The sequence below is a fragment of the Nocardia sp. NPDC019219 genome, assembly GCF_040632645.1.
Taxonomy (GTDB): Bacteria; Actinomycetota; Actinomycetes; order Mycobacteriales; family Mycobacteriaceae; genus Nocardia; species Nocardia sputorum.
On the sequence record NZ_JBEYCG010000012.1, the window covers coordinates 192,834 to 216,777 of the forward strand.

General features: G+C 65.5%; 21 protein-coding genes and 3 pseudogenes. 12 read left to right on the top strand and 12 right to left on the bottom strand.

Annotation, left to right across the window (positions count from 1 at the left end; all coding sequences use genetic code 11):
• Positions 1-87: 87 nt before the first annotated feature.
• Genes ABZ552_RS22610 through ABZ552_RS22620 form a run of 3 tightly spaced genes read right to left on the bottom strand, consistent with a single transcriptional unit; the run spans position 88 to position 3,528 of the window.
• Positions 88-1,068: a TIGR03621 family F420-dependent LLM class oxidoreductase gene (locus ABZ552_RS22610; RefSeq protein ID WP_281918417.1), complete on the bottom strand. Its 981-nt coding sequence runs from the start codon at positions 1,066-1,068 to the stop codon at positions 88-90.
• A complete protein-coding gene (locus ABZ552_RS22615) occupies positions 1,065-2,282 on the bottom strand; it encodes a cytochrome P450 (protein ID WP_281918418.1) in 1,218 nt (405 codons plus the stop codon). The genes ABZ552_RS22610 and ABZ552_RS22615 overlap by 4 nt, the downstream gene beginning before the upstream one ends.
• A 22-nt stretch (positions 2,283-2,304) precedes the next feature.
• Positions 2,305-3,528 (bottom strand): DegT/DnrJ/EryC1/StrS family aminotransferase, encoded by a 1,224-nt coding sequence (locus ABZ552_RS22620; RefSeq protein WP_281918419.1) that lies wholly within the window; start codon positions 3,526-3,528, stop codon positions 2,305-2,307.
• 385 nt (positions 3,529-3,913) lie between these two features.
• On the opposite strand from ABZ552_RS22620, the gene ABZ552_RS22625 reads away from it, so the two are divergent.
• On the top strand, positions 3,914-4,747 hold the full coding sequence (locus ABZ552_RS22625) for an IclR family transcriptional regulator (RefSeq protein WP_281918420.1): 834 nt from the start codon (positions 3,914-3,916) through the stop codon (positions 4,745-4,747).
• A gap of 101 nt (positions 4,748-4,848) precedes the next feature.
• Here ABZ552_RS22625 and ABZ552_RS22630 read toward each other — a convergent pair whose 3' ends face one another.
• Together ABZ552_RS22630 and ABZ552_RS22635 are read right to left on the bottom strand one after the other, a co-directional pair.
• Complete coding sequence (locus tag ABZ552_RS22630; protein ID WP_281918421.1) at positions 4,849-5,322, bottom strand: MaoC family dehydratase; 474 nt, start codon at positions 5,320-5,322, stop codon at positions 4,849-4,851.
• 1,583 nt (positions 5,323-6,905) lie between these two features.
• Positions 6,906-7,778 carry an LLM class F420-dependent oxidoreductase gene (locus tag ABZ552_RS22635; protein WP_281918423.1) on the bottom strand — a complete coding sequence of 291 codons (873 nt, stop codon included), beginning with the start codon at positions 7,776-7,778 and terminating at the stop codon, positions 6,906-6,908.
• A gap of 568 nt (positions 7,779-8,346) precedes the next feature.
• On the opposite strand from ABZ552_RS22635, the gene ABZ552_RS22640 reads away from it, so the two are divergent.
• The 4 genes from ABZ552_RS22640 (at position 8,347) to ABZ552_RS22655 (ending at position 13,232) form a co-directional block, all read left to right on the top strand.
• Positions 8,347-9,828, top strand: coding sequence for an MFS transporter (locus ABZ552_RS22640; protein WP_357439529.1), 1,482 nt, complete (start codon positions 8,347-8,349; stop codon positions 9,826-9,828).
• Between the two features lie 246 nt (positions 9,829-10,074).
• Positions 10,075-10,506, top strand: coding sequence for a hypothetical protein (locus ABZ552_RS22645; protein ID WP_281918425.1), 432 nt, complete (start codon positions 10,075-10,077; stop codon positions 10,504-10,506).
• A 615-nt stretch (positions 10,507-11,121) separates the two neighbouring features.
• Positions 11,122-12,567 (top strand): MFS transporter, encoded by a 1,446-nt coding sequence (locus tag ABZ552_RS22650; RefSeq protein ID WP_357439532.1) that lies wholly within the window; start codon positions 11,122-11,124, stop codon positions 12,565-12,567.
• 128 nt (positions 12,568-12,695) lie between these two features.
• Positions 12,696-13,232 (top strand): thioesterase family protein, encoded by a 537-nt coding sequence (locus tag ABZ552_RS22655; RefSeq protein WP_281880336.1) that lies wholly within the window; start codon positions 12,696-12,698, stop codon positions 13,230-13,232.
• Between the two features lie 201 nt (positions 13,233-13,433).
• Here the strand turns inward: ABZ552_RS22655 and ABZ552_RS22660 are convergent, their stop codons facing one another.
• Positions 13,434-13,943, bottom strand: a complete 510-nt coding sequence (locus ABZ552_RS22660) for a nuclear transport factor 2 family protein (RefSeq protein WP_281880338.1) — start codon at positions 13,941-13,943, stop codon at positions 13,434-13,436.
• A 497-nt stretch (positions 13,944-14,440) separates the two neighbouring features.
• On the opposite strand from ABZ552_RS22660, the gene ABZ552_RS22665 reads away from it, so the two are divergent.
• From ABZ552_RS22665 to ABZ552_RS22680, 4 genes are all read left to right on the top strand, one after another.
• Entirely contained in the window at positions 14,441-15,010 is a 570-nt protein-coding gene (locus ABZ552_RS22665) for a hypothetical protein (protein WP_357439537.1), read from the top strand.
• A gap of 82 nt (positions 15,011-15,092) precedes the next feature.
• Positions 15,093-15,887 carry an SDR family NAD(P)-dependent oxidoreductase gene (locus ABZ552_RS22670; RefSeq protein WP_281919585.1) on the top strand — a complete coding sequence of 265 codons (795 nt, stop codon included), beginning with the start codon at positions 15,093-15,095 and terminating at the stop codon, positions 15,885-15,887.
• A 42-nt stretch (positions 15,888-15,929) separates the two neighbouring features.
• Positions 15,930-16,415, top strand: coding sequence for a nuclear transport factor 2 family protein (locus ABZ552_RS22675; RefSeq protein ID WP_281918427.1), 486 nt, complete (start codon positions 15,930-15,932; stop codon positions 16,413-16,415).
• A gap of 344 nt (positions 16,416-16,759) precedes the next feature.
• Positions 16,760-17,101 (top strand): hypothetical protein, encoded by a 342-nt coding sequence (locus tag ABZ552_RS22680; protein WP_281918428.1) that lies wholly within the window; start codon positions 16,760-16,762, stop codon positions 17,099-17,101.
• A 193-nt stretch (positions 17,102-17,294) separates the two neighbouring features.
• On the opposite strand, the gene ABZ552_RS22685 is transcribed toward ABZ552_RS22680, so the two are convergent.
• Together ABZ552_RS22685 and ABZ552_RS22690 are read right to left on the bottom strand one after the other, a co-directional pair.
• On the bottom strand, positions 17,295-17,714 hold the full coding sequence (locus ABZ552_RS22685; protein ID WP_281880344.1) for an Imm10 family immunity protein: 420 nt from the start codon (positions 17,712-17,714) through the stop codon (positions 17,295-17,297).
• A gap of 52 nt (positions 17,715-17,766) precedes the next feature.
• A pseudogene (locus ABZ552_RS22690) lies at positions 17,767-18,496 on the bottom strand (IS256 family transposase); the annotation flags it as partial.
• Positions 18,497-18,717: 221 nt separating this feature from the next.
• Here ABZ552_RS22690 and ABZ552_RS22695 point away from each other — a divergent pair.
• Positions 18,718-18,819: pseudogene (locus tag ABZ552_RS22695) on the top strand (hypothetical protein); the annotation flags it as partial.
• 544 nt (positions 18,820-19,363) lie between these two features.
• Here the strand turns inward: ABZ552_RS22695 and ABZ552_RS22700 are convergent.
• Positions 19,364-19,780 (bottom strand): hypothetical protein, encoded by a 417-nt coding sequence (locus ABZ552_RS22700; protein ID WP_281918430.1) that lies wholly within the window; start codon positions 19,778-19,780, stop codon positions 19,364-19,366.
• A 610-nt stretch (positions 19,781-20,390) separates the two neighbouring features.
• Between ABZ552_RS22700 and ABZ552_RS22705 the strand changes: the two genes are divergently transcribed.
• Both ABZ552_RS22705 and ABZ552_RS22710 read left to right on the top strand, forming a co-directional pair.
• On the top strand, positions 20,391-20,645 hold the full coding sequence (locus ABZ552_RS22705; protein WP_281880347.1) for a hypothetical protein: 255 nt from the start codon (positions 20,391-20,393) through the stop codon (positions 20,643-20,645).
• A 184-nt stretch (positions 20,646-20,829) separates the two neighbouring features.
• Positions 20,830-21,216, top strand: a complete 387-nt coding sequence (locus ABZ552_RS22710) for a hypothetical protein (protein ID WP_281880348.1) — start codon at positions 20,830-20,832, stop codon at positions 21,214-21,216.
• Positions 21,217-21,402: 186 nt separating this feature from the next.
• On the opposite strand, the gene ABZ552_RS22715 is transcribed toward ABZ552_RS22710, so the two are convergent.
• The 3 genes and pseudogenes from ABZ552_RS22715 to ABZ552_RS22725 form a co-directional block, all read right to left on the bottom strand.
• Positions 21,403-21,780 carry a hypothetical protein gene (locus tag ABZ552_RS22715; protein WP_281880350.1) on the bottom strand — a complete coding sequence of 126 codons (378 nt, stop codon included), beginning with the start codon at positions 21,778-21,780 and terminating at the stop codon, positions 21,403-21,405.
• Positions 21,781-22,163: 383 nt separating this feature from the next.
• Positions 22,164-23,114: a hypothetical protein gene (locus tag ABZ552_RS22720; RefSeq protein ID WP_357439542.1), complete on the bottom strand. Its 951-nt coding sequence runs from the start codon at positions 23,112-23,114 to the stop codon at positions 22,164-22,166.
• Between the two features lie 114 nt (positions 23,115-23,228).
• A pseudogene (locus tag ABZ552_RS22725) lies at positions 23,229-23,882 on the bottom strand (aldehyde dehydrogenase); the annotation flags it as partial.
• Positions 23,883-23,944 lie beyond the last annotated feature (62 nt).

Sequence of the window (23,944 nt, forward strand, 5' to 3'; positions counted from 1 at the left end):
TCATCGTGACCGCGGGACGCGGTGCCGGATATGCCGTTTTCTGTTCAGCGGGATTCCGTCGCCCCATCGCCGCATCCGGCGGTTGGCTCAGGCCGCGGCCACCGGATGCAGCGCCTCGATGAGCGGTGTGATCGTGTCGAAGTCGGTGGCGCCGAAATCGACGTAGTTCAAACCCAATTCATCGCGCCTGGTGTTCAGCTGCTCCAGACACTGATCGACTGTGCCGACCAGCAGCCCGGTCGAACGGCGTCCGATCGCCGGATCGACGTTGTAGCGTTCGCATACCCGTCGCAGCGCCGCGTCGGTGTCGGCAGGACGGTCCACCACCTGACAGGTCCAGGTGATCGACAGGTAGTCCAGGGTCCCGGGATCGCGTCCGGCGCGCTCGGCCCCGGCCCTCGCCCACGCGATCTTGCGCGCCATGGCTCGGGGCAGCATGTCCTCTATCACCGCCGCGTCGTAAGCGGTGCCGCGCTTGAGATTCGAGTGCACACCGACGATGTCGGCACATCGTCCGGCCAGGGTGAGCATGCGCCGGCCACCGCCGCCGATCACCAGCGGGGGATGGGGCCGCTGGATCGTCTGTGGTGTGCCCACCAGTCCGTTCACGGTGTAATGCAGACCGCGGTGTTCTACGGGTTCGCCGCCGAACAGGGCGGTGATCACCTCGACGGCCTCCTCCAGCCGATCCACCCGCTGCGGCGCCGGATCGAAAGGTATTCCCGCGGCGTGGTATTCCTCCGCCAGGTAGCCCGCACCGAGGCCGAGGTCGAACCGGCCCCCTGAGATCAGGTCGAGCGTCGCCGCGGACTTGTGGGTGATCACCGGGTGCCGGTAGTCGTTGGCCAATACCAGGGCCATGATTCGAATGCGTCGGGTGGCCGAGGCGATGGCCGCCAGCGCCGGAATCGGATCTTGGCGGCCCGTCAGGAAGTGATCCGACGCGGTGATGGCGGTCAAGCCGCTGTTGTCCATCCTGTGCAGCCGCCGCTGCCACTTGGGGAGGTCGGGCTCGACCGGCGGCGCATAGACAGCTGTCTTGAACGGGCGGACGACAGGCAGGCTCATTGCACGAGCTCGTAACGGACCGGAACCACTTCGGGGCCGGCGATGACTCCTCCGGCGGCCAGTTCGACCTCGCCGTCGATGCTGACGTTGCGCCATCGCTTGGTCAGGACCTTGAGACCTTCTTCCATCTCCGCCTTGGCGACGGCGTGGCCGAGGCAATAGTGGCCGCCGTAGCCGAAGCCGATGTCGAACAGCGGGGCGGGCCGCGTCGGATCGAACCGGTCGGGATCAGGGAAAGCCACCGGGTCGCGACCGGCGCCGCTGATGTTCAGCGTGACCGTCTGTCCGGGTTCGAAGTCGATGCCCTCCAGAGTCAGTGGCTGTTCGACCACCTTGACCTGGCGCGGGGTGGCTGGATGCAACCGCATCGATTCGTTGATCGCCGCCGGGATCAGCCGGGGATTCGCCCCGAGTGCTTCCCACTGACCGGCCTGCGCGATCGCCCGCACCGCCGAGGCTAGCTGGTAGCGCGTCGTGTCGTGACCCGCGAGCAGGACGCCCGCGACATGCCAGACGATCTCGACGTCGGAGATGTCGGCCTCTTGCGCGTCCTTTGCTTCGATGAGATCGCTGATGAAATCCTCACGGGGGTTGCGTCGCCGTTGTTCGACGAGGTGGGCGCTGTAGTCGTGCACGGCCTGCAGCGCCTCTTCGAGCACCGGCACGCCGGGCCAGATCGGTTCCTGGCCGAGCAACCGCAATTTGACGGTGGCGTCGGCGAACGCGTCCACCTCGTCGAACGGAATCCCGATGAACCCGGCTACCACGCCGATGGCCAGGTGGTGGCTGTAGTCGGTGACGAAGTTGATGTGGTCGCGCCCGGCGAGCCGGTCCACCAGCCGTTCGGCCAGCTCGCTCATGGACTGCCTGGCCTGAGCGATGCGCGTGGGACGGAAACCTTTCAGCAGGATCGGGCGCAGCCGATCGTGGTTCGCCGTCCAGGTCAGGTTGAGGTTGCCGTCGACGAGGTAGTCGATGATCGGGCCGCCGGTCAGGCCCTTGTCCAAGAAGAACCGCGGGTTTCGCGGGCCGATCCGGTTGTCGCGGTAGAGCGCGCGGACGGTGTCGTAGGCGAAGAATTCCGCCCCGGTGCGGCCCTCGGCGACCCGCCAGCGGGCGGCGTCACCCCCGACGAAACGGTTGGGGTCGTCGAGGAATTGGGGTGTGTGGGTGTCGAGGTAGGGGAGGTTGTGCGGTGCTCGAGCGGTGGTCACGGCGTCGTCTCCTGCTGTCGGTTCACCAGTCGGCGATGGCCGGTGCGTAGCGGCCGGCGAAGTCGTGGATGGTGGCCACCACGTGGTCGAGTTCCTCGGTGCTCATGCCGTGGCTCATGCCCAGCGACATGCCGCGCTCGAACACTTCGTCGGCGTTGGGCAGACCGCCGGCCGGGACGCGATACTCGACTCCACGCATCATCGGGTGTCGAGTGACGTTGCCGCTCCATACGGTTCGTGTATCGATGCCCGCATCCTCGAGGTGCGACTGCAGATCGGCGCGGGCGAAACCGGCGTCCTCGCGGATGGTGACCGGGTAGCACAGCCACGCGGTATGGAAGTCCGGGTTCTGACGCGGCAGTCGGAACAGAGTGGGGTAGCTGCCGAACGCGCCGTTGAACGCGTCGAAGATCTCCGCGCGGCGCTGGTAGTTCTTGTCGAGCTTGGACAGTTGCACCAGGCCGAAGGCCGCGCCCAGCTCCGAGGGCTCGAAGTTCCACGGCAGCACGTCGAAGATGAAGTCGTTGTCGTAGGCGACGCCGTCGAGGTCCTCGCGGAACACCCGGCCGGTTCCGCCGGAGCCGAACAGATGTGGTTCCGAGCGGCGACCCCAGCGGCGCAGCATCAGCCCTTTGTCGCGCAGCTTCTCGTCATCGAGGCAAACCATGCCGCCGTTGCCCGCGCAGGTGATGATGTGCGACATGGCGAAACTGGTCACCGTGATGTCGGACCGGCTGCCGGTTTTCGTGCCCCGCAGGGTCGTTCCGATGCAGTCGCAGGAGTCCTCGATCACCTTCAGCCCGTGCTTGTCGGCGACAGCGCGGATGGCGTCCCAGTCCGGGGCATTGCCCGCCAGGTTCGGCAGCAGGATGGCCTTGGTCTTATCGGTGATCAGTTCTTCGATGGCGGCAGGGTCTGCGTTGTAGGTGTCGGGCTCCACATCGACGAAAACAGGTATCCACCCGCCGCGAACGATGGGAGAGACGTCCGTGGAAAACGTCAGCGGTGAGGTGATGACCTCCGACCCCTTCGGCAAGTCGAGCAGTTCGAGGGCCAGGTAGAGCGCCGAGGAGCCCGAGTTGCACATCAGCCCGAGCTTCTTGCCGTAGAGCTCGGCGGTCCGCCGTTCCATCTCGGCGACGTTCTTTCCGATCTTGAGCGCGTAGGGGCCGCCGCGCAGCACCTCCAGGCAGGCGTTGATCTCGGCGTCGTCGTGGACGCTGCGCGCGTAGATGACCCTGGTCACGGTGGTTCTCCTAGTGGTGCGGAAGGGAAGCGGACGGTCGATCGGTCTGTCACCTCTCGGTCGGCGGCCGAGTCGCCGGGTCCGGTGCTTCGGCTATCCGAAGGCGGGATCCCCGTGGCGGGCAGTGGATCGACGCGGCCAGTCTGGCGGCTTCGCATCAGTATCGGGTCGGCGTCTTCCACTGACTGGACGTCGCGGCGAGCCCCGGAATCACCGCTGTGATCGCGCTGCGTTCCGCTTGTGAGCTGCTTTACAGAAAAGGAACAGTGTGCTTACACTCACACATGTCAGATTCTGACAACTAGGCAGGATATGACTTGGTCGGCGGGAGGTTTCTATGACAATGGCGCAGATCGACGAGGCACCCACAGCGATGATTGATCGGGTGGCATCGCTGCTCGAATCCTTTGTGGGCCAGCAGCCTCTGACTCTTGCCGAGATAGCGCGTCGCTCGCACCTGCCCAGATCATCGGCCCACCGCATCCTGCAACGCCTCGTCGAACTGGGGTGGGTCGAACGCAACGAGTTCAAATACGCCCTCGGCTTCCGCATGTTCGAACTCGGTGCCCAGTTCACCCGGCAGCGCAGCGTGCACCGCGCCGCCCTGCCGGTGATGACCGAACTGCATCGCCGCACCGGGATGACCGCTCATCTCAGCATGCTGACCGGCACGGAGATACTGCACCTGGAGCGGGTCGGGCTGTGGCCCGGCAACTTCGCGGAATGGAGCGTCGGCGCCCGCCAGCCTGTGGTGCGCACCGCCGCTGGGCGCGCCCTGCTGGCGGCGATGCCGCGAGAGGATTGGCCGCGACTGGACTTCGGCGAGCCGGTCACCGTGTACAGCGTGCGCTCCGCCGTGCAGCTCGGCCGAGAGATCGAGCGGGTGCACGACCGCGGGGGCGTGGCGGTCGACGCGCAGGGGTGCGCGCTCGGGGTCACCGTGGTCGCGGCCCCGATCGGACTCGAGAGCGAGGGCGGTCGATTCGCGTTGTCGCTGTGTGGCCCGACCGGGAGCATGCGCGTCGAATCCGCTGTTGCCGACGTCCGCAGTGCGGCCGCCAACGTCTGGCGAGCCGCGGTCGGAGCGCCATCCCCGCGGCCCCGTCAGGCTGTGGTCGATCGGTCGAGCTATCGGACTGCTCACCTCGGTCCGGTCGCCGTCGCGGCTCGATCTTCCCTCGGGGAACTATCGTCCGGTGGCGCATTCCGAGAGTGCTGAGCCAGTCGCCGCGGTGGCCCACAGGGCACTGGGGTGTCGCCGACCATGCGGTTCGAAGCCGTGCCTGCGTCGAGACCGATCCATGCTCGGCGGGCAGATCGTCACCGGTGCTGCTGTACCGCGTAAGCGAGATAGATCGTTTCGCCGATCAACGCAGGCTTCTCGCGGCCGCGCACGTCGACGCGTATCGCGACCCGGTACTGTGCTCCGCCGTCGTCACGGAGTGCCGTGCCGGTCACCCGGGCGGACAAGCGGATCTCGGCGCCAATAGGTACCGGGCCGGTGAACCGGAGCCGGTCGATACCGTAGTTGGTGCCGCGCTGTTTGTCCTCGATGGTCAGCAGCTTGCTGAGCAGGCGGGGCACGAGTGACAGGGTGAGATAGCCGTGGGCGATCGTCGTCCCGAACGGGCCGGACGCGGCCCGATCCTGGTCCACATGGATCCACTGGTGGTCATCAGTGGCGTCGGCGAACAGGTCCACGCGGGTCTGATCGATGGTGACCCAATCGGTGACGCCGAGGTCGAACTCGCCCGCGGTCGCCAGTTGTGCCACGGTGATGGTCACTGGGGTCATGTCCGTCCCTTCCGCACGTCCGGCGGCGGTGCGTCACCGATCCGCCCGGCAGCCGCTCGCCAGTCTCACACACGGTGTTCGCTTGCCCCGTTCTCATCCCGGTGAGTTGAACGGCCCTGTCGATCGCTCGGTGAAGTAAGCGGTTCGTACCGCTGAATGGGATGGAGCGGCGACACGGTGCGACCTTGTGCGACGGTCTATTCCGCCCGCGATTGCCGTGTCGATCGCGGGGGTCGGGACCGTGCCTCATAGCCGGGGCGGCGGTGACAGTGCCGTCACCGCCTCGCAGGTGGGGGCAGCGTGACTGTACGCGACGGCGCTTACGGAATCGCGGCGTGGGCTGGTCCGGCGAGCGCCCGTTCGGCTGCCGCCGAGTCGTCTTGCGGATGAGGAGGACGACTCGGCGGCAGGCGCTCGGGATAATCCGGCCTGTCGATACGGCAATCCCGCGTCGCGGCGACTGGCGGCATCGCCGACGGTAGGCGCGTCCCCGCAGCAAGCCGGAGCGTTGCGGCTCGCAGCGTCTCGGCTGGGAAACCGGTGGACGGCGAGAGGAAACTGGTGTACGGCAAGACGACGACTTGGACGCCGCGTACTTCGATTGCCGCGGTCGCTTCGGTGAATTCTCTGTCTCCCTGAAAGTTCGGCGACGACGAGCAACCTCGGGTGGGTGTCGGTGACCGGGCTGCTGACGCTGGAGCCCGGGGTGTGCGAGCGACCCGTCTGTCTCGCTGAGCGGAAGGGGACGGTTCGGTCGAAGCCAGCCTGGCTAGCATCGCGCTCGAGTTGTGGTCCGGGCTGATCAGCTGCGGAGCCGGATGTCACGGTCTCCACGGCAGCGCCGATCTGGCGGACCCGATTATCGCGCAGAACCATCACAGCTATGGCTTCACAGGAGGTGACGTGCCATGACAGCGGGGAAGTGCCATCCGAGCGAAGGTGATGTGCACGTGCGGATATGGCTGGCCGGGGAGGTCTTCGACTTCGTGGCGACGACGTCGGCGGCTCGCAGCCTGTTCGATGACAGGAGGCGGAAAGACTGGTGCGCGATGGAGTTGATCCACACGACCGCCGAAGACCTCCGACTGCTGCCGCGTCAACCCTGTGAACGACTGTTCACCCCGGTTTGAGCCTTGAAGCGAAGTCGGCGATCTCGAACCGGTTCGACTATCGACCGACCCGTCAGAACAGCGCGCTGCGGAACGCAGCGTGATCCGGGCGACGAACCCGCATGTCCGCAACGCACGCCGCGCGAGCGTAAACCCGACCCGTGTGTAATCGGGTATCACCATCAACGAGTGACATGCCGTTGTAGCGGTTATCTCCGTCGACGGCGATAGGCGGGGCTGAGGAAATGAGGGAGGCGCCCGCGATGAAGTCCGGTGTGAGGCGGACCGGACCATGTGCGCCACCTCGACACATCCGGACAGCAGTCTGCTGTCAAAGAAATACACGCCGTCCTCGGCCAACCACTTCGCCATCATCGACCAGCGGCCCGTACAAAGCGTTCAGCCGGGCTGATCTCTCGTTCGCCGTGCAATAGCCGCACACACGCTGTCAGTGCTGCGAGATGGTCACCGACTTCATCCCTTTTCGGGGCTGGGGAAATGGCGGATGCGGATATCGGCGAGCGCAGCCAGTTGCTCACAGTAGTGATCGGCTGACGTCGCGTTCAGTCCGACGCTGACGATGGTGGCTCCAGCCCGCGCTGCCCGCTCGAGTTGCTGCCTTGCCATGACGGGGTCCTGAAGCGGATCCAGATGCCCGGTGGCCAGCACCACCTCGAAGCCTTCCGGCAGTTGTCGTCGACTCAACAGGGCGCGCAGTTCATCGAACGCGAGGCCGAAAGGAACCCAGCCGTCGCCCAGCTCGCAGGCTCGGCGCAGCGATCGTGCCGAGCGCCCACCGATCCACAGAGGAACCTTGGGCTGGACCGCGTGCGGATCGACGATCATCTCAGCGAACCTGTAATACCGTCCGCTGTAGGACGGTTGCCGCCCGGAGAGAGCGGAGCGTAGGGCCAGCAGCGCATCGTCGGCGCGGAGACCGCGGTCGTCGAACGGCACATCGAGCAGTTCGAATTCCTCACGAAGGGATCCGACACCCAGGCCGAGAATCAATCGACCGGCACTGATGGCATCGAGAGTCCCATAACGCTTGGCGATCTCCAGCGGATGGTGATAGCCGAGAACCAGAACTTGTGTGGCCAGACGGATTCGGTCGGTCCGTGCTGCCAGATACCCCAGCGTCGACAACGGGTCCCAGTAGGTTCCGCCGCGCGCCTCCGCCAGCGGAGCGGGCACAGCGACGTGTTCGCTGCAGGTCAAGTGATGGAACTCGAGACGATCCGCCGCGGCAGCTATCTGGGCGATTTCCTCGATTCCCGCGCTCGCCTCCCACGGACTGTGGGATCCGGGGAAACGTGTCACCACGGGGGTGTTGATTCCGATTCGCATCGATCCGTCATCGCTCCTGTCGACCGGCGTGTCCCCGCGGTCGCCGCCTGTCTACGGCGTGGTGGTCCGGGTGGCGTCGCGGTCCTTCGAATATGCCTCCGACGATCTTGCGTGACTCGAGACTGAAGTTGGTCCCACCGTCCCACTGGGCTGACCATCGACTTCCATTGGCGGTGGAGTTCGGGTGAGCAGATTTCGCGGAGGAGAAGGTGCGACCCACCTTCCCACCCCTGCCGTGCCGTCAAGGGGATTGGGCATTCCATACCCCGGGCAGGTGCTTCGATAGCAGGCGCTGTTCGAGTGGTCCGCTTGCTCCCGCTGAACGGGAAGGCGATACCCGGCACTTCAGGACACTCTTTATCTTCCGTTGTGCCAGCTGCTGGCGATCGAGATCACGAAGGGCCCGCACGGTCCGTCGTTGATGCCGGTGCGAGCGCTGGTGCAGTCATTTCCGCGGTGCCGCGGGTCCGCTGGTTCGACTGCCGAATCCCGACCGAGCAAGAACCGGATGTGCGGCTCGGGAACTCTGGCGAAGCTCCGGGACCCCTCTCGTCTCAGGAGGACAGTCGTGTCCGATCCCTCATCCCGGTTAGCCTCCGGGCTTTCCGGTGGCGAAACAGCCTTCAAATCGACGGCGGCGATCGTCACGGCACTGGTCCTCGCCGAATCCGTCAGCGCCTTCGAAGCCGGCATGATCTTCATCGCGCTGCCGCGGCTCGGTGAGATCTTCGCGGCCCCCGCTTCCACCACCGGGTGGGCGGTCACGGCCTACATGCTCGTGGCGGCGACGACGGCCCTGGTGGGAGGCCGTCTCGGGGATATATACGGCCGCAAGAAGATCCTCATCATCGTCATGCTTGTATCGACGCTCGGCTCGCTCATCAGCGTACTCGGTGACTCGATGGCTGCGATCATCGCCGGTCGGGGCGTGCAGGGCGCCGCGGGCGCGATCCTGCCGCTGTGCTACGGCCTGGCTCGCGAGGCGTTGCCCGCTCAGAAGCTCTCGATCGCAGTCGGATTCATCGGCGGTGCCGCTCTGCTGGCCGGTTCGGGTGGCTCCCTGATCGCCGGTGTGCTGCTCGATGTCGCCGACTGGCACATGATCTTCGTCTTCGCCGCGGTGCTCGCTGTCGTGGCTTCCGCTGTGGCCGCACTCGCGCTTCCCGGTTCGCCGAGGTCGGCGGATCCGCCTCGTTTCGACTATGTGGGCGCGGCCCTGATGACGCCCGGACTGACCGCGCTCTTGTACGGCATCACGCAAGGTCCGCGGTGGGGGTGGACAAGTCTCGAGGTGGTCGGGCTGATCGTCGCTGGATTCGGGATCCTGGCGGTGTGGACCATCTGGGAGCTGGGCCGGCGCGAACCCCTGGTCGACTTGCGTGTCCTGGCGAGCAGGCGAATGTCCCTCAACCTGATCGCGGTGTCGGTACTCGCCCTCGGTCCCGTCGGGGCGATACAGATCATCACCCCGATGATTCTGCAGTCGCCGACCTCGTTACCGGTCGGCCTGGGGATCTCGGCGACGGTCACGGGCCTGGTGGCCGGTATCGGAGCTCTGATCGGTTTCGTCGCTTCCCCGATCGCGGGGTCGGTGGCAGGCCGGTGGGGCGGACGAACGGCCTTCCTCATCGGGGCGGCCCTGTTCGCCGTCGCCAACCTCATGATCTTGGTGGGCCATAAGTCGCTGCCGCTCATGATGGGGGTTTTCGCCGTCGGGGCCCTCGCCACGGCGTTCGCTTACACCGGCTATCCGAAAATTGTGATCGAATCCGTCCCCGACGGCGTCACCAGCGTGACGACGGGCGTTCTGAGCACCGCCCGGCAGGCGTTCTCAGCCGTGGGCGTCGCCATCGTATCGGTCATGCTCTCCCTGTGGACCGTTCCGGAAGCGACCGCACCTGCGTTGCCGTCGTTCGACCTCGCGGTGGGTTGGTTCATCGGATGCTCGCTGATCGTGGCAGCCATCTGCCTGTTCATCGGCAGGCCGCAGCTGGCGACGAACGACGACACCGTGACCGACGAGAAGGGTACGGCGGCGTATGCCGGATAGCCGGCAGGGCCGTCCGCGCGACGGCCTCTGGCGACGCTGCGGCGATTTCGTTGTCATTCAGCGGGATAGGTCGCCCGGCGCGAGGCCCCGCCGCCTACGCTACGAGCTCGACCGCTCCGCCCAGTCCTCGAACATTGGGCCGGTGAACGGCGATCATGGGTCGCTAGCTCGACCCGGCAAACGGCGGGTGCTGCCTCGGCGGCCGTGGGCGTGCGACGTGAACGACTTCCGGAAAGGACCGGATTCATGACCTCCCAGCACATCGGTGACGGCGGCAACGCGGTCCTGCGCAGCTACGGTTGGCCGATCGTCGAAATCGACGGACGGGAGGCGCTGCTGACGACCGAGGGCATCTGCGGCGTCAGCGTTCCCAAGCCTCTCGGTGAACGAGTTCGGGAAAGACTTGCGATCGTCGACAGTTGCGGGCCCATCGTCGGGCATCATCGTCCCTTGCCTCGCTATGTCCTTCTGGCCGAGTCCGACAGCTTCATCGCGCCTGCGGAATTCGCTCGGCGGGGGGCCGCATTGTTGCCGACCTCGACTCCAATCCTGCTTCCGCCGGTACAGAGTCGGGATGGATCATCCTACTGGGTGATCGCCCCGAGCCCTACGAGACGGTGGCTACCGAATCTCTCGACCGTTCTCTGGGCGGTGCTGAACCAACCGGTTCGCTGCTGACCGCCGGATCGGACATGCGTCCGCCGGGCAGCGAGACTCCTACGTGCCAGCAGATCGACCGGCGTAGCCGGGCGTCGTCGTGCCCTGCCCCCAGGGTGGATGGACCAGGCTGAGCTTTCGGTGAACGTAGACAGCGATCGTCCGGCAGGCAGGCGCCGCCGGTACCCGGATGAGCCGTCTCCCGTTTGACCGGGACGTATATGTGCTCAGGCACGTACAAGGATTCGAAGCTCGTTGCTCGGCAGCAGCCCCGAAACGCTGGGGGCCATTCCTCGACCGCTGGTGAAGAGAACCAATCCGTGTCACCTGGGGCAAGATTGGCACTACGCCTTGGCAGGTCCCGTCGGTGATCCCGCTGAACGTGAGACAGCGACGGCACGCGGGAGGCTCAACGGCCGGAATTGCGGTGTCGGTGATGCTGTCGCTTGTGTCGGTCCTGGCCTGAACTCTTCGAGACTGTCATCGGTCGATGCGATTCATCGCGAGGTCCACGCTTGTCCACTCAATGGCATTCCGTAGTCCACACCGCCGGTGCGGGCCTGATCCTGTGACCATGACCGATCATCGGACCTTTTCCGTCGGCGGGACGCGGTGGTAGCGGCCGAGGCGTCGGTTGTGGGCATCGGCCCGCAGCAGGGGGCAAGCGGATCGGGTGCCAGAATCGTCGCCGTCCTCGCCGCTTGCGGGATCTTGATGTCGTTGCAGCAAACCATGATTCTGCCGTTGCTGCCCGCGCTGCCCGCCCTGCTGCACACCACGGCAGGAACCGCGTCCTGGCTGGTGACCGCCACTCTGGTGAGCGGTGCCGTGGTCACTCCGCTGATCGGACGCCTCGCCGACATGTACGGCAAGAAGCGCCTGATTCTGGTGACCTTGGCAGTCGTGGTGGCCGCGTCGCTCGTTGGCGCCCTCAGTGACTCACTGGTCGTCCTCGTCATCGCGCGTGCTGCGCAGGGTTGTGGCTTGGCGCTGATCCCGGTGGCGGTGGCGACTATGCGCGACGTGCTGCCGACGCACCGCATTCCCGGTGCGGTGGCGACCATGAGCGCTTCGCTGGCAATCGGCGCAGCCGCAGGTCTGCCCCTGTCCGGGTTGATCGTCACCTTCCTGGACTGGCATTGCATCTTCTGGGTGATGGTGCTCAGTGGCGCGTTGCTGGCGATCGCGGTCGTGACAGTGGTCCCCACGCCAGCACCGGCGCACCGCGCCCGTGGTGGCTTCGACTACCTCGGTGCGCTGCTACTCGCCGCCGCCCTCACCGCGTTGCTGCTGCCGCTGTCCAAGGGCAGCCAATGGGGATGGACCACAGCCAGGACCCTGCTGTTCGCCGGTACCGGCGTACTCCTGTTCGGGCTGTGGGTGTCGCTGCAGTTGCGAAGCACGAAACCGCTGGTGAACCTGCGCGTCACCGCGCGGCCGCCAGTACTGCTCGTCAACGCGTGTGCGCTGTTGATCGGGTTCGCCCTGTTCAGCAACATCCTGCTCACCACCCAGATGCTCCAGCTGCCCGTCGCGACCGGCTTCGGAGCGGGGATGAGCGCGCTGCAGGCCGGGTGGTCGCTGATGCCGATAGCGCTTGTCGGCATCATCGTCGCACCGCTGGCCGGGCGCGCCATCGCACGCTTCGGCGCATCGTCGGTCCTGCTGGTGGCCGCGGCCGAACTAGCCCTGGCGTTCGCTGTCCGGGTGCCGTTCAGCAGCGAACCATGGCACTTGCTCGCCGGCGCCGTCGTGGTCGGCGCCGGCTTGTCCTTCACTATCGCCGCGATTCCCACATCGATCATGACGATGGCACCGATCACCGAATCGGCGTCGGCGACCACCATCGGCGCGCTACTGCAATCGGTGGGAACCTCGACCGCCAGCGCGACCATGGCAGCCACCGCAACTACCTGGAATGTCACCATCGACGGCCACACCTACCCGTCGCTCACAGCGTTCACCGCCATGTTCTGGATCTCGGCGGGCACCACGCTGACTGCCGCGGTCCTGGCGCTGGCGCTCGTGGTGGGTGGCCGGTTGACCGTCGGTGGCGTCAGCGCACCACCGACTGCTCGGTGACCCGTGGTGCTGGTCCCACTCACTGGGCATCAGGAAACCACACGCGTCCGGGGCGTGTACATTCCGGCGCTGTACCGCGGGGTTTCGGCTGTCTCGCAGCCGCCTGGAACGATATGGGAGAGGCTCTCATGATCTCGGCATTTGCGATACCGCTCGATCAGCTGTCGCAGGGGCCCGTCACGTCCTACCGGTGCCGGGTCGAAGAGTCCTGGATCGATTTCAACGATCACATGAACGCCATGTACTACGGCATCGTCGTCTACCAGGGGCAGGAGAAGTTCAGCGAGTTCATCGGCATGGGCGCGGACTACACCGACCGGACTGGGCTGGGGAAGGTCATCGTCCAGTCGACACTCGGGTTCGAGCACGAGGTGCGCGGCGACGACGAACTCGAGGTCCGTTCGTGGCTATTGGGGGTCGATGACAAACGCTTCCACGTATTGCACGAGGTGTTCAGCGTCGGGAACGGGCGCCGGGTTGCCGTGGGGGAGCAACTGGATCTGCATTTCGACCTCGAGTCCCGGCGCAGCTGCCCGATGCCTGCCGAACAGCGGGATTATCTGACCCAGTTCTCCCGTATTCAGACCGCGGGCGGGCTGCCGGGGGGGATCGGCCGGATCATCCGCGGCCCGGGACACGCGCCCGAGGCGCATGGCAAGAACTGACACCTGCGAACAGGGCCGCACGATGTCATCGAAGCGCCGTCGGGAGCCGGGAGCCCCTCCCGACGAGCCGCGATGATCGACCCGGGAACCATGTCTGCCACCGGGGTACGGAGGCCGACTTCGTCAGCGCAGGAGTTCGCTCGGGGTTGGCGGGGCAGCCGACGTAACGACGTGGTGCGACGGTCCAGGGAAAGTGTCGCACTATCTCTCGGCGGCACCCGACCGGTCCACCGTCTCCTTACCGCGGATGCCCTCCGACAGCAGACGGTGGGCGAATTCCCTGCCATCGAGTATCCGGCTCGTCCGTCGCTGCACTCGCCACCCGTCGACGGTGCGGATCAGTAACCAGTGGTGGGCAGTGGCCCGGTGGACGCGGAACACGCCGCTGTCGTGGATCACCATCAGGGAGTGGCACACCGCGGTGGCGCGCTCCTCGGTCACAGTGATGTGGGCGGGGCCGAGAAAATGGGCGCATCCCCCGGCGATGAAACCCTGGTGCATTTCCGACCTGACCATCGCGGATATCTGGTCGTGCCCGGCCAGATATCCGCTGTCGACGTCGTACACACCGTCTTCTGTCCACAGCGCGGCCACCTCGTCCGCCGCACCGTCGTCGACGAGCGGGCCGTAGGAAGCGATCAACCGCCGGATCTCGTGTTCGTCTTCGAGGACGCGCAGTCGAGCTTCGAGTTCCGCCAGGCGGTGTTCCATGAGTCCTCCTCGGTCGGCGCCCCACTGCCATTCGAACGATCGCAGCGCAGCAGCACGTCGGTGGGCGTCGGCGTGACGCGGGACCGGAGTTCGTAGTCCGCTCCGGATCTGGCGAGTCTGCACCCTGGCGCTTCCACCGGAGCGGCGGCGTCCCGATCTCCGGAACACCGAGCTGGCTGCCCTCTCACCGTTTTGGGTGACCATTCAGCGGGAGCAGTCGGCGAGGACCCCCTACAACCTTGGCATTGTGACCGCTGTCATCGTCCACCGACCGATCGGAAGGCCGAATGTTCTCGGAGCGAGCGTTCTTCTCCTTTGTCGAACTCACTGATTCCACCATGTACCGGGCATACAACGAGTGGCATCAGCTCGACCATCGGCCGGAGAATCTGTTGCTCCCTGGAGTTGCGTGGGGAGACCGGTGGGCTCGTCCTGCCGAGTACGCCGCTCTGAGCGAACCTCCGTCGGGCGAGTTGGGTGACTTCGACTACGCAGCTATGTACTGGTTCCGTCCGCCATACGAGAAAAGCGTCGCGGCGTGGACCAAGCTGGGCGAGGACTCTTTTCAGTGGGGGCGAGGTCCGCTGCTTCCCGGTGTCCGGCGTCGCCTGCTCGGATTCTTCACGCCTGTCAAAGGTTACGCGGCGCCGCGAATTCGAGTCTCGCCGGACGCGCTTGTCTTCCGGCCGAACCGCGGACTGCACATGTCGGTCACCCATTTCGGCGACTCGCATACCGCCGATGTCCACGAGTTGTTCGGCTGGGAGGACCGCGTCGGTATTCCGGACTTGCTGGAATGCCCAGGGGTGGCCGGTGCGTGGACCTTCTCCCTGTTGGCCCTGCAAAAACATCCGACCCTCCCCGGCCTTCACGACGATCGCCGTGAATTCGGGCCCGGCTCGCTGCGCATCCGGCTTCTCTACCTGGACGCGGATCCGGCTGAAGCCGGCCGTGCTGTCGCCGATGCCGAGCGGGAGCTGGCAGCGAACGGCAGCGGATGCCCGGTGGTGGGCGAGACGCTGTTCCACGGGCCGCTGCGTTCGATCATTCCCTTTCAGGACTGGTGACCCACAGCACGGGGTGACGCAGCTTGCGACGACCGCTATCACCTACAAGATCATTCGGATCGACAACGAGGAGCAAACACACATGGATATCGAAAAATATGGTCCCTGGGCCGTTATCGCCGGAGGATCCGAGGGCGTCGGCGCCGCATTCGCCGAACAACTCGCGGAGCGAGGCATGAACCTGGTGCTGCTCGCCCGCAAGGAGGCACCTCTGCTGGAGACCGCCGAGAAGTGTCGCGGGTATGGGGTTGAGGTGCGGATCCTGTCGGTGGATCTGCTCGCCGCGGACGCGCTCGAGCGCATCCGGCAGCTGACCGATGACCTCACCGTCGGTTTGTTCATCTACAACGCGGGCGCCAACACGTACGGTCACGAGTTCGTCACCGGTGACCTCGAGCGCTTCCAGGCCGTCATCGATCTGAACATCACCGCACAGCTGAAACTGCTGCAGCATTTCGGCGCTCCCATGCGCGAGCGACGCCGCGGCGGAATCATTCTGGTGGGGTCGCTCAGCGGCTTCTTGGGCTCGGCACAGATCAGCATCTACTCCGCCGTCAAATCATTCTGCCGCACCTTCGCCGAAGGGCTGTGGCTCGAGATGCGCGACTACGACGTCGATGTCCTCGAACTGGTGCTGGGACTCACCCGCACCCCGGCGATGGCCCGGGCCGGTTTGAAGATGGACACTCCCGGACTGCTGATTTCCGAACCCGCCGACGTCGCCACACAGGGCCTCGCGAACATCACCAACGGTCCCGTCGTAGTAGTGAAGGAGTTCGAGGCAGCCGTCGTCAAGAACAGCGGCCACAACCGCGCCGAGCTGCTGCTGGAAGCTCGGGAGGCTGCGAAGAAGCTGCTTCCGCCCCCGTCGCAGTGACGCGTGCGCGGCCGCTGCTCTCACCGATTACGAAGGATGCCCATGAACGACAGTGATCGTCTCGCCGCGCTCGAACGCCGCCTGAGCCATGTCGAAGACCAGTTGGCGATCGGCCGTCTGCTCGCCTCCTACGGCCCCCTCGTCGACAGCGGGGACGCGGATGCGACCGCGGCGCTGTGGGCAGAGGACGGTGAATATGACGTTCCCGGACTGCACATGCGCTCACGGGAGGCTGTCCGATCGATGGTGCAGTCGCCCGCGCACCGCCGGCTCATCGAGGGCGGCAGCGCGCACTTCATCGGTCCGGCGCAGATCGAACTCGACGGCGACCGAGCGGTGGCCGTGTGCGAATCGATCCTCGTGCTCCGCGACCAGGATTCCTACCGCATCCTGCTCTCCGGAAGCCACCACATCACCCTCGTCCGAGTCGACGGAGAATGGAAGATCAGGCATCGGATCACCCGGGAGTTGAACGGTGACGCGCGGGCACGGGAATTACTGCGCATCGGGGCCGTCACCGGCGATTGAGGACCCGTCGGACCGGACCGGAACTCGATCTTCTGCGCTGACCGGAGATCAGCGGTCGCACGCACTCGTCGGCCGGGCTGACGCCAAGTGCGTGCTATCCGGGCTGAACGCCACACTCAATACGTGTCCTTGTGGCCGGAGCGGGGTTCACCGGCTGGCCGGCCGGTGGCGGGATTTCTTAGCCGGGATAGTGCCGTCGGCGCTGGCGGAGGCCAAGCGGCTGCGGGGCGCGCCGAGACGGTGTCCTCCCCGGTGGATCAAGCCGCCGCAGCTGCGTCGGTATATTCACAGCTGAATGAATCCTGACGCTCACCACGTCACGAGGTGAACCATCCCGGGGGACGATGATGGACCTACACCAGATCGCCATGAGCTCATGGGATTTCACCCTCTACCGGACCGACGAGGGTGCCCATGTCATGAAGGTCGTCTTCAGCGAGGGCGAGCACAAGATGGATGTCGAACGCTATTTCGCAATCCACAGCCCCTTGAATCCGATCTACCCGATGGACGAGTCGAAGGCACTGTCGGCCAGAATCCGGGCAGAATACCCCGGCACTCACCTGCGGCAACTGAGCAGAGCTGATCTGCCGGCCATCCACACGGCGAAGACGCGCCCCGCACCCGAAGCGGTCCCCATCCGAGTGACCAGACCGACCTCAAAGGTCAACTCGCCATGCCGCTGACAGACATGCCCGTGAATGACGCCGGCGTCCCTGCCGACCTTCGCCCGGGCACAGATCGAGTGGTCATCCTCGACGACACTCCCACTCCCACCCTGAGCCTGCGGGCGCACCCAGTCGGTGATCCCGACCCGTCTACATAGATCACGAGATAATGTCAAGACCTGTGGATCGGTGAGTTCGCCCGAGCCTGAGGTCAGATTCCTGCGAGTGTGGGAACTTGGGCAGGTATTCCCCAGGTGACTATGCGTGGCAGCATTGCCTTGAATTTCGCTAGATCGGTGTCGGGTACCTCGAATCGAACAAGGAGGTGTGCGCCCAGACCGAGGATCTGGGCGTCCTCGGGATCGATCTCGATGACTGCGGTGGAGTCGTCGGTGAACTCGACCTTTTTCAACCCGCCGTAGACGGTCTGGCCCGACCCGACGGTGATGCAGTAGGTGTTGTCGAACAGTTCGGTTTCGTTCGGGTCGCCCTGCCACGGGTCGGGGTCCGAGCGGGTGCGTTGGAACATCACGGCGATCCCCGAGCCGTCGGCGCCTTCGGCGAACCCTGCGCCCAGGTAATCGTCGTATTCGTCGTCCTCGCAGCCCGCTGCTCTGGCTACCAGGTCCATGTGGTTCTCCTATTGGCTGTGGGCCGTTTCGAAGCGATTATGTCGGGCGGGCTCAGGCAACGTCGGTGACGGTGTTGTTTGGTTCGGCTGACGGCGGGGTGATGTCGACGGGACGTTCGAGCAGCTTGCCTTTATGGAACAGAGCGCCGGCGCGGACGAGGGCGACGAGTTCGGGGGCGTTGACCTTGCGCCAGCGGGCTTGTGCAGCCTCGACAGCTTGTAGGCCACGGCAATTCCCGCCGTGCGCGCACCAGGGCCTTTGGTGACCTTGGTGCGAAGGCGGACCGTGGCGAAGGTCGATTCGATCGGGTTGGTGGTGCGCAGGTGGATCCAGTGCTCGGCCGGGTATTTGAAGAACTCGAGCAGCACGTCGAGATCGTCGACGATCTTCGCGACGGCTTTGGGATACTTTGGCCGTAGTCGAAGTCGAACGCTTTCACCGCGAGTTGGGCCTTGTCGATGTCTTCGGCCATGTAGATGTCCTTCAAGGCCGCGGTCGCGCCCGGGTGTGCCGTTTTCGGTAGCGCGGCAAGCACATTCGCTGGTTTATGGAACCAGCAACGCTGCTCGCGGGTGGCGGGGAACACCTCACGCAACGCTTTCCAGAATCCGAGTGCGCCGTCGCCGACGGCCAGAACCGGGGCGGTCATGCCGCGGCGGCGGCAGTCCCGCAGCAGATCGGCCCAGGATTCGGTGGACTCGCGGTAGCCGTCGGTGACCGCGACGAGTTCCTTGCGGCCGTCCGCGCGCACGCCGATCATCACCAGCAGGCACAGCTTTTCACCTCCGCGCCCGCCACCGCGGCAAAAGCTTCGCGCATGGCGGGTATCACCGCCAACACGGCCACGTCGGTCACCGTGATCTCTCCGTCCGGGCAGGCACGGTCCCGGTGACCGTGACCACCCCGGGCGGGACGAGCAACCCGCTGTCATTCTTCTACGTGGGGGCGCCGTTCAAGGCCGCTTTGTCTCCGGTTTTCGGTGTCACCGCGGGCGGTGACACGGTGACCATCACCGGGACCGGCCTGTCCACGGCCACCGCGGTGGCGTTCGGCGCCAACTCCGCGACCCCGACGGTGGTCAACGACGGCACGTTGACGGTGACCGTGCCCGCGGGCGCGGCGGCCGGTCCGGTGGGTGTCAGCGTCACCACCGCGGGCGGCGCAACTCGCCCGAAGCGACTGACTAAGGCTCTGGAGTCTTTCCGCTCCCCGCGACGATCGAGGTCGGGAGCCGTTCAGCGGGTTCGTGGCTTCAGCAGCCGCCGGCACCGGGGAACCGCCTGGGCCGTGACCGGGGTCCGGTCGCTGCCTGCGTCGGTGTGCGGTTCGGTGGCCTGCCGTTCGGCCAGGACTCGGTCTTGGTGGCGCGGGTGGATCCTTCGCCCAGGACCCGGGTCGCGATCGTCCACACGGCGGGCGTGTCCTTCAGGCGGTCTCGTCGAGCTCGGCGCAGGCCTGTTCTGGGCTATGTCGCGTCGGCAAGGTCCTCGCCGAACCCGAATCCGATACGCCGCATTTTTCGGTCTCGGCAACGCGATGGACAGGCTGGATGGTATAGAGTTACCGGTTGCTCGGCCGTCTCAAAGCGATCCTTGGTCATCCGGATCTTTGCCGCGACTTGAACGATCGCTCCGATCGCGGTGGGCGGTCAGTCGCCGTAATGATCGTGTGTCTCGAACTCGCCGAAGTCGTCCTGTAGCCAGCCCAGGTCGCGCCAGGTCCCCGTGCCGTCGAGAGGGCCCGCGTAAACGATCTCCAGGTAGCTGCCAGGCTGGTCGTCGAGCCGCAGGCGGCGGCCTCGGCTGTACAGGAACACCGACACGCTGATGTCCGGCTGTCCATCGATGTACTGCATACCGAGTACTCCCTCCCACGACACCTGGAGGGACGGACCGGACGGCTCAGGACCTCGGACGAGACAGGAGAACCCGTCCTCGGCCTCGCTCGCGTTGACTACGGTCACCTGCTCACCGAGGTGAGTGGCGAGGCTGGCGGCGAGGACGTCGATCGTCGACCTCCACCGGTTGGATAATGGGTTGTCCTCCAGGCCATTCTCGACCGTCATGGCCAATCGCTCCTTTCCCCGCGCTCCAGTCGGAATTCACTACTTCGTTGCCGTCAGCTGTGCGGATCTCGACATGTTGCGGGCTGTCCGCCCATCGTTTCGGGTGACCGGTCTCGGATTCGGGTCCCTCTTTTCGATCAAACGCCGGTCCTAGGTCATCCGCTCCTCGAGTTGACCATCGACGATGCTGACGTCGATGCGCAGCTGATCGGATCGGTAGGTGCCCACGTGGTGCCGAAGTAATCGAATCGTCAGGCCACGTAGTTCAGAGAACGACGAGGCCCCTGCGTGGAGGCGTGAGCAGCCTGGTGGTGGCGTGGCGAGATGATCCGGATCGACTCATCGGTCATCCGATCCGGCTGATCACAGTAACGGAAGTGTGTGAGTCCGCTGGTGGACGTGTCCAGCATGACCGTTGCGTTCCGGCGGGGCCCAGCCGCAGCGCTGTGCTGCGGGGGCGACACGCCGCGCGGCCGGAGACATGAATCGTGTAGGTCATGGATCGCAGCCGGCCGCGTCCGCGGCCGATACCCTCGTACTCGACCAGTTCGGTATGGATTTCCAGGTCGGGTCGGGCCCAGCCTGTCTGCGTTGTCACCAGGATGGCCTCGTGACTTCGGATCCGAGCGAGCACAGCTCGCGTGCGGCTGGCTGCCGGGGTGATGGGACGGTCGAGCACGACGACGGGCAGGCCGTCGAGCAGGACGGCGGCGACGTCGAGGGGGTCGTCACCGGGGTCGGCGATGTGGGCCAGGCGGGCAAGATTTCCGCCCATTTCCGCGACCGCGAGCAATCCGAGCCGTGGGGATCCGAGGACGGCGGTCCATTCTCCGGCGGCGGTGGCCGCGGCGAGCAACCCGAGTAGGGGGCCGAGGCGTCCGGTGCACGCAATCAGTGATCCGCGTGGTAGCCCACCGGCGGGTAGCGCGTCACCGAGTGCTCCGGGGATACGCGTTCAACAGGTCATCGAAGCAGCGTTGCGCTGCTACCGGCAGCTGTGCGAGACCCTCGCCCCACGGTTCGGAGACACTCTCGGTCATCGTGCGCTCATGCCCGTGCAGTTCTACGGCAACATCGGCTACCACCCCGACCGCAAGAAGGGCCCCTTCGACTACCCAGGCCCTCCCGAGCCCGGACTCAGCTGGATGCTCAAACCCACTGGCACGATCACCAGAGATGGCCGCCGCCGCGGCAGCGACAGCGTCTCGCTCACCCTCAATAACGACAACCGTGTAAGCGAAATCCGCGACGACCGCGACACTCTCTATCGCGGCTACGTCGACTACTTCAAGGCCCAGCCGGCCCTGGAACCGTTCAAACCCTCCTTCTCCTTGCAGGGCGGTCGCTTCGGCATCCTCGACCCGCGGCCCGCCACGAACTTCGCGCTGCGATGGCTGCGCGAAGACCTCAAGAAACTAGGCTGGCTCCCGCGCTGATCCCAAGCTTTCACGCCAAGCTCAAGCCGACGATCCTCGACCTTGGAAGCGTCCGCCGCTCAGGGTGGCGGACGCTTCCCGGGCGAACCCGGCCTTGGCTCACACCAACGTGTTTCGGCCTCGAGTGTGGGTGCCGTAGTGGATCTCGTACACATCGTTTTCAATGTGTACGGAGTCCTCCTTGATCTATTCGCGCCAGCGGTCGGGCCATTGGGTGGTCTGCTCCGACCACCGCAGCCCTTCGAGCGGCACGCCTGCGAGCTCGACTTTCCGCAGGTCTGCGCCGATGAAGTCGTTGAGCATCTGTTCGAGGAAGACCAGATAGCTGGCCAGCTCGGTCAGTGATTCGCTGACACGAGCGGCCCAGTTGATCGACAGCCCGGCCATCACTTCGGCGTCCTGGTCCCCGGATTGCGCGAGCATCCCCTGATGCATCGAGTCGAATGACGCTTCCACGTAGTCGGCAACCGCGTCCCTCCATCGATGCATGGAGCCGAAGTCGAAGACGACGCTGTTGAGGACCTCGACTATTTCGAGCCCGAAGCCCTCGTGCACCTTCCGCATGTCGATGCCGAGGACGGGAAAGGTGACGTTCCCCCGGACGTCGGTGGCGTCCGTGACAGGGATAATCGCGGTCCTGTCCTCCTCTACTAGCAATTCGAAGACGCCTGTGGCCCTGAGAAACGCGTTCTTGTCGTTACCTCCGACAGCGTCAATCAGTGCCTTCTTCTGCTTCTCCGAAAGGCCGTCATCGTTGCGAATTTCTTCAGCAGTCGCGACGCGCCACCATTTTGCAGCAGTTCGGCAGGCCAGCTCGACTGCTCACTCCGCGACAACATGGCAGGGTGTCGATGTCGGTAAACTGCGGGTTCGCCATGTCGTCGCGGCCCGGTCCGGACCCTGGTGCCTGGGCCTGATCGGCGAATCCCGTGATGGTTGGCGCGGCGCTAACCCGGAGGGGACGGTGAGACGTGCCCGAGCCGGAGTTGGCAGCCGATCACCGAGGTCGGAACTGTGGTGCGGATGTCGTGTTCTATCCACTTCAGAGGACCCACGGCGGTGGCGTAGATGCTCGACGCTCGCGCCATTTCCCCGCGTTCGCGATGCGCTTTTATTATCGCGGCGATACTGGTGATCAGTGCGCCGACCAAATTCGATTCGGTGGATGGATCGTGCACTTCCCTGCACAGCTGCGCGAGGACGAACGCTGCTTGTCCCAGATCCGGCACGTGTGATCCGAAGCTGGGCGGTCGTATGCGGCTGCCGGCCGCGAGTGCCGACATCCCGACTTCGTGCGCGGCGTCGGCAAATGGTCCTCTCGCGTCCGGTTCGACCCGCCATGACCAGATCGCCAGCACTCCGGAGACCCGGCTTGCCGCCCACCGCCATGCCGCGCGATCGGTACTCGGAACACGTGCCAGCGTTTCGGTAAAACTACGAACATCAGCGAGGGCGTGTGTCCAGAACTCGGTGTCGCCCGACACCACCGTTTCTCTGGCCGACGGCGCCACCGAACGCGGATGTTTCCATTCGGTTTGTGCGTCGGCCACCGCGTGCGCGTGGGGTTCCCACCCGTCGCGCAGGTCGGGCAGGCTAAGGCCTGCCCCGACCTCGAGGTCGGTGATCGCAGGACCGAGGCGTGCGCTGCGGGGATCACGCCATTGGACGATGTAGCCGGCGACATAACCGTCGACGACACTGACCCGGGGTTGCAGGACGGATCCGGTCGCCCGCATCCGGCGTGTCCATTCGACCTCCGAGAGGCTGACCGCGGCCGTAGCGCGCAGCGTGCGCCGCAGCATCCGATGGTCCGAGCCGTCGCTGTCTTCGCGCCGCTCGATTCCCGCCAGCATCTGCTGCTCGAAACTCACACCAGGCCCGGGCAGCCCCGGCGTCACCGACCGATACAGACAAAGGTCGCAACCGGTCAACGCGATATGATCCAATCAGTCGACGAACCGACGATCACCGTCGGCCGAGGGGGTGAACTTGCCACATCAAGCATCCAGTCAGCCGAGTTCGATCAGAGGCGCGAAGATCCTCTCGAACACCGGGAGCAGCGGGTCGGTGACCGGGTTCAATTTGAGCGCCACCACCCGGTTGTGCGCGATCAGCTCGTAGATCGTGTCGAGAGGCGCGATCGAGCTGATATGCCCGCCCCGAGCACCGCTGCTATCCCTCCGGTGCGTGTGGGGCCGAGCTGGGCAAGTCCCGCAGACGCCTTCGCAGAAGCCTCGGTGATGCGGGGCTGCAACCACACCTCGGCGCGGAATCCTCTGAGTAGAAGTTCGTCGTACAGGTTCGAGGGCAGCGCCTGCACGGTCACCCTGCCCCTGGCGAATCCGAAACTTCGCCTTCGCGAGTGGGCTGGTCCCCTGTTCGAGCGACTCGAGAGTGCATGAAACCGCCGCCAGACTCGCTGCGAAGACGTAGGGGCCGGACATCCATTCCTCACCGACGAGCGGGGAGGAGGGATCCAGTGCTTTGATACCCACCGCCGCGTCGACCCAGTCCTGCGCGTGCTGTCCGGTGAGCGCGCGCACCCGGTCGAGCAGGGCTCTTCTGCCGGTCAACGACTGACGTGACCATTTCTTCTCCCCCTCGGCGAGGGCTGCGAGGGCGGAATCGATGACCGCGTCTGCGGCGGCGGAATGTTCTGTCTGCACGTGGGCACACTCCCTGGTGAGAATTCGAGCGGAGATCCGCGTTGATGACGACGAGTTCAGGG

Excerpts from the sequence above, each read along its gene's own strand:
- ABZ552_RS22675 (WP_281918427.1), top strand. The coding sequence starts at position 15,930 with ATGAACGACAGTGATCGTCTCGCCGCGCTCGAACGCCGCCTGAGCCAT.
- ABZ552_RS22635 (WP_281918423.1), bottom strand. The coding sequence starts at position 7,778 with ATGCGAATCGGAATCAACACCCCCGTGGTGACACGTTTCCCCGGATCC.
- ABZ552_RS22630 (WP_281918421.1), bottom strand. The coding sequence starts at position 5,322 with ATGACCCCAGTGACCATCACCGTGGCACAACTGGCGACCGCGGGCGAG.
- ABZ552_RS22685 (WP_281880344.1), bottom strand. The coding sequence starts at position 17,714 with ATGGACCTGGTAGCCAGAGCAGCGGGCTGCGAGGACGACGAATACGAC.
- ABZ552_RS22645 (WP_281918425.1), top strand. The coding sequence starts at position 10,075 with ATGACCTCCCAGCACATCGGTGACGGCGGCAACGCGGTCCTGCGCAGC.
- ABZ552_RS22665 (WP_357439537.1), top strand. The coding sequence starts at position 14,441 with ATGTACTGGTTCCGTCCGCCATACGAGAAAAGCGTCGCGGCGTGGACC.
- ABZ552_RS22670 (WP_281919585.1), top strand. The coding sequence starts at position 15,093 with ATGGATATCGAAAAATATGGTCCCTGGGCCGTTATCGCCGGAGGATCC.
- ABZ552_RS22710 (WP_281880348.1), top strand. The coding sequence starts at position 20,830 with ATGCCCGTGCAGTTCTACGGCAACATCGGCTACCACCCCGACCGCAAG.
- ABZ552_RS22700 (WP_281918430.1), bottom strand. The coding sequence starts at position 19,780 with ATGACGGTCGAGAATGGCCTGGAGGACAACCCATTATCCAACCGGTGG.
- ABZ552_RS22680 (WP_281918428.1), top strand. The coding sequence starts at position 16,760 with ATGATGGACCTACACCAGATCGCCATGAGCTCATGGGATTTCACCCTC.
- ABZ552_RS22610 (WP_281918417.1), bottom strand. The coding sequence starts at position 1,068 with ATGAGCCTGCCTGTCGTCCGCCCGTTCAAGACAGCTGTCTATGCGCCG.
- ABZ552_RS22715 (WP_281880350.1), bottom strand. The coding sequence starts at position 21,780 with ATGCGGAAGGTGCACGAGGGCTTCGGGCTCGAAATAGTCGAGGTCCTC.
- ABZ552_RS22655 (WP_281880336.1), top strand. The coding sequence starts at position 12,696 with ATGATCTCGGCATTTGCGATACCGCTCGATCAGCTGTCGCAGGGGCCC.
- ABZ552_RS22660 (WP_281880338.1), bottom strand. The coding sequence starts at position 13,943 with ATGGAACACCGCCTGGCGGAACTCGAAGCTCGACTGCGCGTCCTCGAA.